This is a genomic window from Nonomuraea sp. NPDC003709 (genome assembly GCF_040610775.1).
Taxonomy (GTDB): domain Bacteria; phylum Actinomycetota; class Actinomycetes; order Streptosporangiales; family Streptosporangiaceae; genus Nonomuraea; species Nonomuraea angiospora_A.
On sequence record NZ_JBEXMW010000028.1, the window covers coordinates 1 to 13,036 of the forward strand.

Annotated in this window: 14 protein-coding genes; 10 read left to right on the forward strand and 4 right to left on the reverse strand. The window is 70.6% G+C overall.

What is annotated here, in order from left to right; translation table 11 throughout:
- Window positions 1-395: 395 nt before the first annotated feature.
- The 6 genes from ABZX61_RS53715 (at window position 396) to ABZX61_RS53740 (ending at window position 3,113) form a co-directional block, all read left to right on the forward strand.
- Window positions 396-728 carry a hypothetical protein gene (locus ABZX61_RS53715; protein WP_355207814.1) on the forward strand — a complete coding sequence of 111 codons (333 nt, stop codon included), beginning with the start codon at window positions 396-398 and terminating at the stop codon, window positions 726-728.
- Window positions 725-1,048: a hypothetical protein gene (locus ABZX61_RS53720; protein WP_355207817.1), complete on the forward strand. Its 324-nt coding sequence runs from the start codon at window positions 725-727 to the stop codon at window positions 1,046-1,048. The genes ABZX61_RS53715 and ABZX61_RS53720 overlap by 4 nt, the downstream gene beginning before the upstream one ends.
- Entirely contained in the window at window positions 958-1,539 is a 582-nt protein-coding gene (locus ABZX61_RS53725; RefSeq protein WP_355208139.1) for an AAA family ATPase, read from the forward strand. Before ABZX61_RS53720 ends, ABZX61_RS53725 begins: the two co-directional genes overlap by 91 nt.
- A 138-nt stretch (window positions 1,540-1,677) precedes the next feature.
- Entirely contained in the window at window positions 1,678-2,031 is a 354-nt protein-coding gene (locus tag ABZX61_RS53730; RefSeq protein ID WP_355207820.1) for a cupin domain-containing protein, read from the forward strand.
- A 232-nt stretch (window positions 2,032-2,263) separates the two neighbouring features.
- Window positions 2,264-2,668 (forward strand): hypothetical protein, encoded by a 405-nt coding sequence (locus ABZX61_RS53735; RefSeq protein ID WP_355207822.1) that lies wholly within the window; start codon window positions 2,264-2,266, stop codon window positions 2,666-2,668.
- Window positions 2,669-2,930: 262 nt separating this feature from the next.
- Window positions 2,931-3,113 (forward strand): hypothetical protein, encoded by a 183-nt coding sequence (locus ABZX61_RS53740; RefSeq protein WP_355207824.1) that lies wholly within the window; start codon window positions 2,931-2,933, stop codon window positions 3,111-3,113.
- Between the two features lie 75 nt (window positions 3,114-3,188).
- On the opposite strand, the gene ABZX61_RS53745 is transcribed toward ABZX61_RS53740, so the two are convergent.
- Both ABZX61_RS53745 and ABZX61_RS53750 read right to left on the reverse strand, forming a co-directional pair.
- On the reverse strand, window positions 3,189-4,328 hold the full coding sequence (locus ABZX61_RS53745) for an acyl-CoA dehydrogenase family protein (protein WP_355207827.1): 1,140 nt from the start codon (window positions 4,326-4,328) through the stop codon (window positions 3,189-3,191).
- Window positions 4,325-7,675, reverse strand: coding sequence for an indolepyruvate ferredoxin oxidoreductase family protein (locus ABZX61_RS53750; protein ID WP_355207830.1), 3,351 nt, complete (start codon window positions 7,673-7,675; stop codon window positions 4,325-4,327). Before ABZX61_RS53750 ends, ABZX61_RS53745 begins: the two co-directional genes overlap by 4 nt.
- A gap of 155 nt (window positions 7,676-7,830) precedes the next feature.
- Here ABZX61_RS53750 and ABZX61_RS53755 point away from each other — a divergent pair, with 155 nt between their 5' ends.
- Window positions 7,831-8,289, forward strand: coding sequence for an Lrp/AsnC family transcriptional regulator (locus ABZX61_RS53755; protein WP_355207833.1), 459 nt, complete (start codon window positions 7,831-7,833; stop codon window positions 8,287-8,289).
- A 3-nt stretch (window positions 8,290-8,292) separates the two neighbouring features.
- On the opposite strand, the gene ABZX61_RS53760 is transcribed toward ABZX61_RS53755, so the two are convergent.
- Window positions 8,293-9,528 carry a hypothetical protein gene (locus ABZX61_RS53760; RefSeq protein WP_355207835.1) on the reverse strand — a complete coding sequence of 412 codons (1,236 nt, stop codon included), beginning with the start codon at window positions 9,526-9,528 and terminating at the stop codon, window positions 8,293-8,295.
- Between the two features lie 130 nt (window positions 9,529-9,658).
- On the opposite strand from ABZX61_RS53760, the gene ABZX61_RS53765 reads away from it, so the two are divergent.
- Both ABZX61_RS53765 and ABZX61_RS53770 read left to right on the forward strand, forming a co-directional pair.
- Window positions 9,659-10,384: a class I SAM-dependent methyltransferase gene (locus ABZX61_RS53765; protein WP_355207838.1), complete on the forward strand. Its 726-nt coding sequence runs from the start codon at window positions 9,659-9,661 to the stop codon at window positions 10,382-10,384.
- 62 nt (window positions 10,385-10,446) lie between these two features.
- On the forward strand, window positions 10,447-10,704 hold the full coding sequence (locus tag ABZX61_RS53770) for a hypothetical protein (RefSeq protein ID WP_355207841.1): 258 nt from the start codon (window positions 10,447-10,449) through the stop codon (window positions 10,702-10,704).
- Here ABZX61_RS53770 and ABZX61_RS53775 read toward each other — a convergent pair.
- Window positions 10,698-11,351 (reverse strand): nucleoside monophosphate kinase, encoded by a 654-nt coding sequence (locus ABZX61_RS53775; RefSeq protein ID WP_355207844.1) that lies wholly within the window; start codon window positions 11,349-11,351, stop codon window positions 10,698-10,700. The genes ABZX61_RS53770 and ABZX61_RS53775 overlap by 7 nt on opposite strands.
- 314 nt (window positions 11,352-11,665) lie before the next feature.
- Here ABZX61_RS53775 and ABZX61_RS53780 point away from each other — a divergent pair, with 314 nt between their 5' ends.
- Window positions 11,666-12,910 (forward strand): C39 family peptidase, encoded by a 1,245-nt coding sequence (locus ABZX61_RS53780; protein ID WP_355207846.1) that lies wholly within the window; start codon window positions 11,666-11,668, stop codon window positions 12,908-12,910.
- The last annotated feature ends 126 nt before the right edge of the window (window positions 12,911-13,036 follow it).

Sequence of the window (13,036 nt, forward strand, 5' to 3'; positions counted from 1 at the left end):
TTAAGAAGCAACTCTTGGTGCTGAACCTGCAAGGCGCGGAGTTGGCCGATCAGCCTGGCAGCGCGGCGTTCGCCTTTGACGAGAACCTCGACCCGCTGGAGCCGGACGATCCAACCAGTGCGAGCGCCGACTGCACCTGAGCCGCGACGACCAGTTCCGGTACGGGCTCCAGCGCGTCCTCGACTGCATCGCCGCGGGAAGATCGAAAGGTTCTTCAAGACCGTCCGCCAGCAATTCCTGGTCGAGATCGCTGCCGACGGGCAGACCGCCGGCACCAAGGTGAACGACTTGGCCGAGCTGAACCGGCTGTTCACTGCCTGGGTCGAGCGCGTCTATCACCAGGGACCGCCACAGTCCGGCTGTTCGCCAACTCCTACTGCGTCGACCCGAGCTTGGTGGGGCGGAAGGTCGAGCTGGTCTTCGATCCCTTCGACCTGACCATGCTGGAGGTCCGCTTCCGGGGCGAGCCGATGGGGATGGCCACCCCGCAGGTCATCGGCCGGCACACGCACCCCAAGGCCAAACCCGAACAGGCGGCGCCCGCTGCGCCGGAGCCGGGCACCGGGATCGACTACCTGCGCCTGCTGGATGACAGCCACACCGCCGCCCTGGCCACCCGCATCAACTACACCGCGCTGACCAGCAAGAACATCGACCGGCAAGGTGAAGACGAAGAAGCAGCGCCGACCGAGCAGGACCCGGCACTGACCGGAGAGGACCAGCTGTGATCGACCGCCTGCAAGGCTTCTTCGGCTTCACCAAAATGCCCTTCGGCCGCGACCTGGCCCCCAGCATGATGCACCGGCATGGCGCCCACGGCGAAGCCACCGCCCGCATCACCTGGTGCGTCACCGAACGCGCCCTCGGTGTCATCACCGGTGAAGTTGGCGTCGGCAAGACGTCGCGACCCGGGCCGCGATCGCCTCCCTGGACCCCGCTCGGCACATCCCTATCTACATCGGCAACCCCGACGTCGGCGTCCGCGGCATCGACACCGCCATCGTCACCGCGCTGGGCGGCGTCCCCAAACCGCACAAGGCCACCCTGATCCCACAGGCCAACGACGCGCTGGCGACCGAACTGGCCGAACGCGGTCGCACCCCGGTGCTCATCCTGGATGAGGCCCACCTGCTGGGCCACGACCAGTTGGAGTCGGTACGCATGTTGACCAACCACGAGATGGACTCCTCCAGCCCGTTCGCGTGCCTGCTGATCGGCCAGCCGACCCTGCGCCGCAAGATCAAGCTAGGCGTGCTGGCCGCGCTCGATCAGCGCATCGCCGTCCGCTACCACATGAACGGCATGGCCTGCGAGGAGACCGTCGACTACCTACGTCACCACCTCGCCCTGGCCGGCCGCACCGATCCCCTGTTCACCGAGGACGCCGCCACGCTCATCCACACTGCCAGCCGCGGCTACCCCCGCGCGATCAACAACCTGGCCATCCAAGCTCTACTGGCGACTTTCATCGCCGACAAGACCATCGTCGACGAGTCCGCCGCCCGGGCCGCCGTCAACGAAGTCATCGCATCAGAGTGACGCCAACCCGCCACGAAGAGGATCGTCCAATAGCCCTGCTTCGGATCAGCATGATTTCAGGCGATTGGTCCGCCATAAGGACCAATTTTCGCAGATTGGCTCTGTTATCGGGCCACTCTGAAAGGCAAGGATTGTGGCATGACCACACAGCATGAAGCTTCGCGTCACCTTGCTGCGGTCTCGGTGGCCGAGGCCATCACCGCGCTCCCAGGGCCCTTCCAGCAGCACAATCTGGCGGCGGTGAACGACACCACCGTTGTTCGCCTGGCTCGATTGGAAGGCGAGTTCCCGTGGCATCACCACGATGAGGACGAGCTCTTCTTGTGCTGGGACGGCAGCTTTGAGATCCAGTTGGAGGGGCAAAACCCGGTGGTGCTGAAGGCGGGCGAACTGTTCGTCGTTCCCAGAGGAATGCGGCACCGTCCCGTTGCCGACAAGACCGCCCATGTCCTGCTCATCGAGCACCCGGACACCAAGCAGTACGGGAACTGACGCAACGCACCCCAAGGCCCGGTCTGATCCAGCTCAACTTCCCCAAGGCCCTACCGGGTCTCAGGACGTCTTCTTACGCGCAGCCCGGAGCCGATGAAGACCCGAACCCTGCCGGGCATGATGCACACCAGGCCGTCAGTCTGCACACCAAGACCCCGACAGCTTCGCCCAGTCGGGGTCTTTTGACGCCTGCCCGTCCCCATCCTGAATGACGCGTTCATCACCAAGTTGAGTGTCCGCGAACACACCGATCCCGGCGAAATCCTCGCCCAAGTCCCCGACTTGTACCGGCGCGACCGGACGGAGAACCAGCCGGTGGCACTGCACCTGGACCTTCGAGTACGGCCTGCCCGTCCTGGTGCTACGCGGCTTTTCCAGCGAGACCTATGTGCGGCGGGTCCGCGAGCGCTTGGCCGCCGATCCGCGCCCGGCGGTGCTGGCCTACGTCGGCGATTACGACGCCAGCGGCGAGGCGATCCTGACCGACTGGCTCGCCCGAACCAGCGGCTGCTGGTTGGCCGTGGAACAGATCGCGCTCACCCACGAGCAAGTCCTCGAGTACGGGCTGCCCGCAGCGCCGGGCAAGGCGAGGTCGAAGACGTCCTCGACCTCGCCGGTGAACCAGAGCTGGTCCTGATACTTCCTGCTCCCCATGATCGGGGCCGCCTGCGGGCTGCGGCAGGGCGAACTGCTCGGCCTCGCTCTGGAGGACATCGACTTCGAGGAGTGTGCTCCGCCTACGTCGGCAGATCCAGGACCTACAGTGAGATCGTCTGGAAGCCCGCACTCGTCCAAGCGGGCGTCATCCCACCGCCCGGCAAGGACCCTCGTCAACGGAAGCGCTACGTCACTCCCGTAAAGAAGGGCTGCACCAGCTCCGGCACTACTACGCCAGCGTCATGCTGGCCAGCGGCGTCTCGGTGAGGGAACTCGCGGAGCACCTCGGCCACGCCGACCCAGGCTTCACCCTCCGCGTCTACGCCCACATAATGCCCGGCTCCCACGATCGCGCCCGCAAGGCCATCGACGACCGCCTATTCCGACCGCGCGAGGTCTCTCACGGAACAGGGACGGAACAGTGATCATCTAGGGCCCACTCCCAAGCCGAAGAACCCCGCCTCCCAGCACAGGGAAGCGGGGTTTTCGCAGGTCAGGGGCTACTTGGCCAGGTGGCGGCTGATGACGAGGCGCTGGATCTGGTTGGTGCCCTCGAAGATCTGCATGATCTTGGCCTCGCGCATGTAGCGCTCGACGCGGAACTCGCGCGTGTACCCATACCCGCCGAACACCTGCACCGCATCCGTCGTGACCTTCATCGCCGCGTCCGTCGCGACCAGCTTGGCGATGCTGGCCTGCTTGCTGTACGGCAGGCCCGCGTCGCGGCGCCGGGCCGCGTCGAGGTAGGTGGCCCGCGCGCTCTCCACCCCCGCCGCCATGTCCGCCAGCAGGAACCCGAGCCCCTGGTGGTCGATGATCCGCTTGCCGAACGTCTGGCGTTCCTTGGCGTAGGCCACGGCCTCGTCGAGCGCGGCCTGTGCGAGGCCGGTGGCGCAGGCGGCGATGCCGAGGCGTCCCGAGTCGAGCGCGCTGAAGGCGATCTGCAGTCCCTGGCCCTCCTCGCCGATCAGCCGGTCCTCCTCCAGGATCGCCCCGTCCCAGTGGGCGCTGGTGGTCGGTACGGCGTGCAGCCCCATCTTCTCCTCGGGCCGCCCGAACGTCAGCCCGTCGGCGGCCCCCGGCGCGAGGAAGCAGGAGATGCCCCGCGACCCCTCCCCGGTCCGGACGAAGAGCGCGTAGAAGTCGGCGAGGCCGCCGTGGGTGATCCACGCCTTGTTGCCGGTGATCCGGTAGCCGGTCTCCACCCGCTCCGCCTTGCAGGTCAGCGCCCCGGCGTCGGAGCCGGCCTGGGGCTCCGACAGGCTGTAGCCGCCGATCAGGCGTCCGGCCAGCATGTCGGGCAGCCACCGCTCGCGCTGCTCGGGGGTGCCGAAGGCGGAGACGGGGAAGCAGGCGAGGGTGTGCACGCTGGTGGCGACCGCGACGGCCGCCCACCGCATCGCCAGCTCCTCGATCACCTGCAGGTAGACCTCGTACGACTGCCCGCCGCCGCCGAGCTCCTCCGGGTACGGCAGCCCGAGCAGCCCCGCCGCGCCCAGCGTGGCGAACAGCCCCTCCGGGTACGTCTCGGCGCGCTCGTGCTCGTCGACCCGGCGCCCGAGCTCCTTGTCGGCGATCTCGCGGGTCAGCTCGATGAGATCCCGGGCGTCCTGGTCGGGCAGCAGGCGGTCAACGGTCACGATCTCTCCTGGCTCGTAACGGGCTCGTCCAGCCGCGCGAGCGCGGCCTTGGCGCGGTCGCGGAACTCGGCGACCCGGGCGAGCTTGATGTCCTCGTACCCCCGGATCAGGTCGGGCAGGCCCGCGATCTCCGCGACCGTCTCGGCGCTGCCGGGCGTGAGCTTGTCCAGCGCGGTCCGCACCAGGTCGCGGTATTCGACGACCAGCTCGCGTTCGACGCGCCGTACGCGGGCGTGGCCGAAGACGTCGAACGTCGTGCCGCGCAGCACCCTGGCGGCCCGCAGCCCGCGGAACAGGACCCCGGCGGAACGGCGTACCTTGATCTTACGCTTGAGCCCCATCGCCCGCAGCAGCGGCGGGTGCAGCAGCACCGACACGACCGCGTCCGGGCCGTACTCGCGCTCCCTCCGCTCCTTCTCCACGGGGTCGAGGTGCAGGCGGGCGACCTCGTACTCGTCCTTGTAGGCCATGAGCTTGTGCAGGGCCCGGGCGTACGCGAGCCCGATCCGGGCGCCCGCCTCCTCGCCCGCCAGCTTGACCGCGGTGTCCGCCACCTGCCGCACGTCCTCCTCGTACGAACGGGCGTAGGCGGCGTTCTGGTAGCCGGTCAGGTCGGCGACGCGGGTGGCCACCACCTCGTCCAGCCCCTCGGCGGCCGGCGACGGAGCGGGCTCCGCGGCGACCACGGTGGCGCGGCCCCAGCGGAAGGCGGCGAGGTTCTGCTCGACGGCGGCCCCGTTGAGCGTGATGGCCCGCTCGACGGCGGCGGCGGAGACCGGCAGACAGCCGTGCTGGTAGGCGGCGCCGAGGAGGAGCAGGTTCACCGGCATGTGGTCGCCGAACAGGCTCTCCGACAGCCCCTGGGCGTCCAGGCACTCGACGCGCCTGGCGGCGGACTCGACGCGGGCGACCGCGTCCGCGTGCCCCGGCACGACCGCGCGCCCGGTCACCATGGCGGCGGTGGGGACGACGGCGGTGTTCAGGATGGCGACGGTGCGTTCGGGCGAGGCCGTGGCCAGGTTCGACTCGGCAGCCGCGCCCAGCAGGTCGAACCCGATCAGCACGTCCGCGGTCCCCGGCGTGGCCCGCACGGAGCCCTCCAGGGGCCGCGCCGAGATCCGCACGTCGCTGACCACGGGCCCGCCCTTCTGCGCCAGCCCGGTCTGGTCGAGCCCGGACGCGTACAGGCCGTCGAGGTGGGCCGCCATCTGCAGGATCTGCGAGACGGTGACGACGCCGGTGCCGCCGATGCCGGGCATCCGGATCAGGGCCTCGACGGGCCGGCTCGCGGGCTCCGGCACCTCGGCGGGCGGCGGCGGGGCCTGGCGACGGCGTACGGTGCCCGGCTCCACCAGCAGGAACGACGGGCAGTCGCCCTTGAGGCAGCTCAGGTCGGAGTTGCAGGAGGCCTGGTGGATGCGGGTCTTGCGGCCGTACTCGGTCTCGACCGGCTGCACGGACAGGCAGGTCGACACCTCGCCGCAGTCGCCGCAGCCCTCGCAGACCCGCTCGTTGATCACGACCTTCTCCGTGGGCGTGGGCAGCTTGCCGCGCTTGCGCAGCCGCCGCTCCTCGGCCGCGCACCGGTCGTCGTGGATCAGCACGGTCACGCCGTCGAGGGCGGCCAGCTCCTTCTCCACCTCGGGCAGGTCGTCGCGGTGCCGCACCGACGCGATCCCCGCCAGCCGCACCCCCCGGTACGTCTCCGGCTCCGGCGAGGTGACCACGATCCGGCGCACGCCCTCGATGGCCAGCTCGTGCGTCAGCGCCGGCACGTCCAGCCGGCCCTCGGCGCGCTGGCCGCCGGTCATGGCCACGGCGTCGTTGTAGAGCAGCTTGTACGTCATCGTCACCCCGGCGGCGACGGCGGCCCTGATCGCCAGGGAGCCGGAGTGGTGGAAGGTGCCGTCGCCGAGGTTCTGCACGAAGTGCCGGTCCTCGGTGAACGGCGCCAGCCCGAACCACTGCGCGCCCTCGCCGCCCATCTGCGTGAGGCCCACCTGGGTGCCGCGCCCGTGGCCGTCCAGGGCGATCATGGCGTGGCAGCCGATGCCGACGCCGACCAGCGTGCCGTCGGAGGTGCGGGTGGAGGTGTTGTGGGGGCAGCCGGAGCAGAAGTACGGGGTGCGCGCGGCCACCAGGGGCAGCATGCGCCTCGGCCGGACCTTCGCGCGCGGGGCCAGGTCGATGCCCAGGCAGGCGGCGACGGCCTTGGCCACGTCCTCGGCGCCCAGGGTGCCGCGGGCGGTCAGCAGGTCCCGGCCCACGACCGCCGGCATGCGTTCCCGCCCGTACAGGGCCTGCTTGAGCTGCCCCTCCAGGAACGGCACCTTGTCCTCGACCACCAGCACCTTGTCGAGGTCGGCGGTCATGGCGGCCAGGTCGTCGTAGGCGAGCGGGAACGGCATCCCGAGCTTGATCAGCCGGATCCCGCGCTCGTCCAGCGCCGCCTCGTCCAGGCCGAGGTCGGCCAGGGCGCGCAGGACCACCGCGTACGTGGTGCCGGAGGCCAGGATGCCCAGGGCGGTGTTGCCCGCTCCCGCCGTCACCCGGTTGAGGCCGTGCTCGCGGGCGTACTCGCGGGCCAGGTCGAGGCGGCGCGTGAGCATGTCGTGCTCGGCGTCCAGCGCGGCGGCGCCGAGCAGGAGGGGGGCCGCGCCGCGATCTCTCTTGTCGGGCATCGGGATGCCGGCGCGGAGCCGGCCGAGGTCCACCGTGGCGGACGCGTCGGCGATGTCCGCGACGATCTTCAGCCCGGCCCAGAGCCCGGTGGCGCGCGACAGGGCCACCGCGTGCAGCCCGAACTCGACGATCTCCGCGATCGACCCGGGCGCGAGCAGCGGCATGGACAGGCTCTGGCACATGGGCTCGCACGTGCTGGGCAGCGTGGAGGACTTGCAGCCGGGGTCGTCGCCGATCCAGGCCACCGCGCCGCCCAGGGGCGCCGTGCCGGCCGTGTTGGCGTGCCGGATGGCGTCGGCGGCGCGGTCGAGGCCGGGGTTCTTGCCGTACCAGAAGCCGGTGACGCCGTCGTGCCGGCGGCCCGGCACCTGGTCGAGCAGCTGGGTGCCGGCCACCGCCGTGGCGGCCAGCTCCTCGTTCAGGCCCGCCTGGAAGACCACGCCGGCCGGCTCCAGGAACCGCGCCGCCCGCTTCATCTCCAGGTCCACGCCTCCCAGCGGCGAACCCTGGTAGCCGGTGACGAACACACGCGTGTCCAGCCCGTGTTCCTCGTCCAGCCTGCGCTGCTCCAGCGTCAGGCGCACCAGGGCCTGGATGCCGGAGATGAGGACCCGGCCGTCATGTGCCGTGTACTTGTCGTCGAGCGACACTGTTGGCTCGCTCACGCTCGAACCTCCTGGCCTCGTACTTGTGTGCCAAGCACAGCAATGCGGGATGATATGCGCAAGTATTAGATGAGAAAGTGCCCGGAAGACGCAAACTATGTGAACACTTGGGCTTGGCGGCTGCGGTTCTTTGCGCCGGACGAAGGGGTTCTCGCATGCCTGATGTGGACGACGTCGACCACCGCATCCTCCGGCTGCTGCGGGAGGACGGGCGCAGGACGTTCTCGGAGATGGCGGACCTGGTGGGGCTGTCGGTCGCGGCGGTGAAGCGGCGGGTCGACCGGCTCAGGGATCTCGGCGTGATCACGGGGTTCACGGTGCAGATCGACTACGGCAAGCTGGGGTGGGGGATCGAGGCGTTCACGGAGCTACGTTATCCGGGCACGACTCCCGTGAGCGAGATCGTCCGCACCGCCACGGACGTGCCCGAGGTGCAGGCGGTGTTCACGATCGCGGGCGATCCGGACGCCCTGATCCACGTGCGGGTACGCGACCTCGGGCACCTGCAGCAGGTCATCGACCGGCTGCGGCGGGCCGGGGACGTGACCGGGACCAAGACGCTGCTGGTGCTCGGCTCGTGGACCCGCGACGCGCTGTCCTCTCGCGCCCGCTGAGCCTCACCGCTTCTTGCCCGCTTCGGCGGGAGGCCGGTTGCGGGTACGGTCTCGGGCCTGCTCGCGGCGGGAGAAGTGCCACACGAGCAGGCTGATCGCCAGGAGGACGGCGAAGCCCAGGCCGAGCCCCCAGCCTGACACGCCGGCCAGGGGGAGGTCGTCGGCCTCCGTCTCCGGTTCCTCGCCGCCGGACGCCGGCCGGGACCCGCGATGGGCGGGTCCCCCGCCGACCCCCACCTGATATCCACCCTCATGGAGACCTTCCGGGTACGGCACCTGGCCGGGCCCGGCCTTCTCCCCGGGGCCCGGCTGACCGGGACCCGGCTGGACCGGCCCCTGACCGGGGACGGGCTGGAGCGGATCCTGGCCGGGCAGAGGCGGAAGGTAACCCTCACCGGGGACGGGCTGCGGAGGCCCGGCGTCGTCACCCGAAGTGGGGCCCGGAACGGGGCCCGGCTCCGCCGTGACGGACGGCACCGGATCGGCCGTGGGCGCGGGGTCCGGTTCCTTGGGGGTGTCGGGGCTCGGCGTCGGCCGCGGAGCCGGGGCCGGATCGGGTACGGCGGACGCGCAGCCGCCGCCCCCGGCGGGGCCCTCCACCGGCGCGTCCTCGGAACCGCCCGTGTTGCCGGGGGCGCAGTCGTCGACGGCGCCGTCCGGGCCCGCGGCCTCCGGACGGCCCCCGACCCGCGCCCGGGTCGGGCTGACCATCCGCGTCGTGCCGCTGCCCATCCCCCAGGCCGTGACCTCGGCGCGGTTGAGGACGTGCGCGCCCTCCGGGACTCCCGGGTCGATCATGACCGGGATCTCGTAGCTCACGCTCTGCCCCGCGGGGAGCGTCAGCCCGGGTCCGCCGCAGGCGACGGCGCCGCCGTGCCTGATGAGGGCGCAGTCGTCGGGGATCGGGCCCGGGATCGCGTTGCGGTCCAGCGTGTCGATGACCGTCACGTTCTGGGCGGCCCGGTCCCCCGCGTTCATGACGGTGACCGAGTAGACCGACTCCCCGCCGATGACCATCGGCTCCGGGCTGACGGTCCCGATGATCCGCAGGTCCGGGCTCCCGGGCACGTGGAACGCGGCCGGAACCGCGCCGGACAGCGGTGGCGGGGCGGAGCCGTACACTCCGGTCCACCCGCCTACGGCGAGGAGCGCGATGACCGCCGCGATCCCGGGCATGCCCATGTCGTCCCCCCGCCTGACCGCGCCGTGCCGCTCGACCGGGGACGATCCTCCTCTCACCCGCCCCGCCCACGGGGCGGCCCGACCGGAACCATGCGCCGCCATGGCGAACCCTTTGCCCGCCCGGCAGGCGTTCCGCGCTCGACGAACACCCGCCCGCCGCGGATCGAGGACGCGTACCGTCGGGGTCATGCCCGATGTCGCGCGCTACGACGAGATCGCCGACTTCTACGCCTCCGGCTGGACCGACGTCATCGACGACCCGGCCTCCGCGCGCCTGCTCGACCTGCTGGGGCCGGTCGCGGGCACGCGGGTGCTGGAGATCGCCTGCGGCCACGGCCGGATCAGCCGCGAGCTGGCCCGCCGGGGCGCCGCCGTCGTGGGCGTGGACGTCTCACAGGCCCTGATCGCGAAGGCGAGGGCCACCGAGCGCGACGCGCCTCTGGGCATCCGCTATCTCCACGCGGACGCCTCCCGGCCCGGCCTGCCGGATGCGTTCGACGTGGTGGTCTGCAACTTCGGCCTCTCCGACATCGACGACCTCGAAGGCGCCGTCGCGACCGCCGCCGGCGCGTTGCGGCCCGGAGGGGTCTTCGCCTGCTCGATCCTGCACCCGTGCTTTCCCGGCGGCCCGGGGGTGTCCGGCTCCTGGCCGGGGGACGCGCGCTACCACGCCGAGGGCTGGTGGCGCGCCGACGGGGAGCTTTCCGCGCTGCGCCGCCAGGTGGGCGCCAACCACCGTACGCTCTCGACGTACGTCAACACCTTCCGCCGCCACGGCCTGTGGGTGGACGAGTTCGCCGAGCCCGAGCCGGCTCCCGAATGGGCGGCGAATCGACCGGAAGCGGCCCGCTTCCCCGTGTTCCTCGTCATAAAGTGCGTCAAGGAATTACGGGAAACGGGGGCGTTGTCGTGAGAAATCCGGAGACCGCGGCTCAGTTGGCGGCGCACAGGACGTACAGGGTCGCCTGGATCAGCATGAGCGCCTCCACGGGCACCCTCGGAGCGTTCGCGATGCTCGCGAGCTTCATGCCGACCAACTACGACTGGGACCCCGAGATGCCGGATTACAGCGATCCGGACATGATGACGCTGGCGACCGCGGCGTCGGGTTCCGCCGTCCTCCTGACCCTGGCGGCGATGGGCTTCGTGTGGCGGAGCACGTCGGCGTTCGTCGTCTTCTCCCTCTTCCTCGCCGTCGACCTCTACCGGTTCACCATGCTGATCACTCACTGAGGCGGCGTGTAGGGCGGGAGGTTGAAGCGGGTGCGGATGGTCCGCTGGACCGTCGCCTTGTCCGACCGGGCGTCGACGGTCATCACGTACTCCTTGCCCCTGAACAGCTCCACCACGGGGTCGATCTTGCTGTGGTACTCGCGCAGGCGTCTGGCCAGGGCGTCCGGGGTGTCGTCGGCGCGGGAGATCAGCTCGCCGCCGCACACGTCGCAGCGGCCCTCCTCCGCCGGCCGGTGGGCGATCAGGTTGTAGTCCATGCCGCAGCGCGAGCACAGGCGGCGGGCCAGGACGCGGCGGCGCACCTCCTCGTCCGGCAGGTCCAGGTGGATCACCCCGTCGATGTCGTAGCTCTCCAGGAAGAACTCCGCCTGGCGGCGGTTGCGGGGGAAGCCGTCGATGATGAAGCCGTAGTTCCAGTCGTGCTGCTGGAGCCGGTCCCTGACCACGGCCTCCACCAGGTCGTCCCCCACCAGTTCGCCGGCCGCGACCAGGCGGCGGACCTGGGCGCCCAGCTTGGTGTGGTTCTTGACGTGCCAGCGGAAGATGTCGCCGACGCTGATGTGCACGAGGTCGAGGTCGCCGGCGAGCATGGCGCTCTGGGTGCCCTTGCCGCTGCCCTGGACGCCGAGGATCACGTATTTGCGCATATGCCCCACGTTCCCACAGCCGACCCAGCTGGATCATGGCCGGGAAGGTGTGTGGTGTGGCGGCACCCGGAGCACACCACACCACACACGTCCATCACCGAAGGGGTGAACTGCCAGTTTGGGGAAATTTCCGAAATGTGTCAATGAATCGTAGAAAGCTATCGGGCCCGCAGGTCAGTGCCAAGCGTAATAATCTGCCATAACCTAGGGAAACTCTTACCGAAATATTTCGACACTCGTGAAACTTACGCAGCGTGAGTTGATACGTAGATTTCCGGATGCTTCACACAGCGGTTGTGCCGGAAGGTGGGTTCATGCGCGCGCTGACCGTGTTCCTGTCCAGCCTGCTCCTCGCCACGGCGCTCTCCGCCCCCGCCGGGGCGAAACCGCTCGCCCTGACGTCCGAGGTCGTCTTCCAGCGGGCCGACTTCGCCACCGGCACGTACGAGGGCACCACGGCCGGCGACGGCCTGTCGTTCGGCACGGCCGCCGGCACCGTCTCCTACACCGACGCGCTCGGCACCAAGAGCTGGGAGTACGCCCGCTGGACCGGCCCCGAGCGGACCATCGGGTTCGACGCCACCGAGCTGATCGCCTCCTGGACCGCGGACGTGCCCCCGGGCAGCTGGATGCAGGTCGAGGCCCGGGCCAGGAACGCCGAGGGGCTGACCAAGTGGTTCTCGCTCGGCCGCTGGGCGTACGCGGAGGGCGACATCCGCCGCACCTCCGTGCCGGGACAGGGCGACGCCGACGCGAACGTCTCGGTGGACACGCTGGTCGCGGCGGCGGGCAAGCCCATCACCGCCTACCAGCTGCGCCTCACCCTCTACCGCGCGCCCGGGTCCGCGATCACGCCGCGCGTGCGCACCTCCGGCGTCATGGCCTCCAACGTGCCCGAGCGCAAGACCGTGCCGGTCAGCCCGGGCGGGGGCGCCTGGGGGACGGAGCTCGCCGTGCCGCGCCGCTCCCAGAACGTGCACCAGGGCCACTACCCCGAATGGGACGGCGGCGGCGAGGCCTGGTGCAGCCCGACCTCGACCACCATGGTCCTCGGCTACTGGGACAGGTGGCCGAGCGCGCAGGACACCTCCTGGGTCGACCCCTCCGACCCGAACCCCGAGGTCGACTACGCCGCCCGCTACACCTACGACCACGCCTACCAGGGCGCCGGCAACTGGCCGTTCAACACCGCCTACGCCGGACGCTACGGAATGGACGGGTTCGTCACGCGGCTGCGGTCGCTGACCGAGCTGGAGCAGCTGATCAAGGCGGGCATCCCGGTCATCACCTCGCAGTCGTTCAAGAAGGGCGAGCTGCCCGGCGCCGGCTACGGCACCAACGGGCACCTCATGGCGATCGTGGGCTTCACCTCGTCGGGTGACGTGATCGCCAACGACCCGGCGTCGTCCGGCAACGCCGCCGTGCGGCACGTCTATCCCCGGGCGGACTTCGAGAACGTGTGGCTGCGGAGCTCCAGCAGCGGCGGGGTCACGTACATCATCCACCCGCCCGGCCACGCGCTGCCGGCCACGACGCCGGGGCTGCCCGCCAACTGGTGACCCCCGGCACGGGATCTCGACGGAAGGTCGGAAAGGTGCGTACTCTGGCAACCGGGAGTTGTCGGGGGATCACGAGGCGCGCTCGGAGTGGCGCCTCCTAGTTCGTGCCGCCCGCCGACCTTCCTC